At 42.0% G+C, this 383-nt stretch carries 1 protein-coding gene; it reads left to right on the forward strand.

The features are described 5' to 3' along the window. On the forward strand, window positions 1-383 hold a 383-nt coding region (locus C1J00_RS48795), incomplete at both ends, for a PocR ligand-binding domain-containing protein (protein ID WP_500691510.1).

The following is a 383-nucleotide window of genomic DNA, read 5'->3' on the forward strand; positions in this document are numbered from 1 at the left end:
GCCTTGTATTTATCGCTGTCATGCCGGATTAACCGATTTCTCTATTCCACTGGTAATCGCCGGACATTTAGTCGGTTTTGTATTGTGCGGGCAAGTTCGTCTGCGTAATGATGATGTCGATTTGGTCGATATTCTGAATGTCGATGATTGCTGGCAGGCAGATCCCGAATTACTTAATGAATTCCGCAAAGTTCCTGAGATGGATTACTCAAGAGTTATGGCCTCTGCTGATTTGTTGAAGTTGATTGTGGAAAATTGCCTCAAAAAACAACTCAATTTTGTGGTTATTAAAGAGAACAAATCTCGGTCAGATTCGGTGCGCCAGACTCGTGCGCCTAATCCCCACGACAATAAAATGAAAAAAGCTTTACGCTATATTGATG

It is taken from the genome of Streptomyces cahuitamycinicus (assembly GCF_002891435.1).
GTDB classification, from domain to species: domain Bacteria; phylum Actinomycetota; class Actinomycetes; order Streptomycetales; family Streptomycetaceae; genus Streptomyces; species Streptomyces cahuitamycinicus.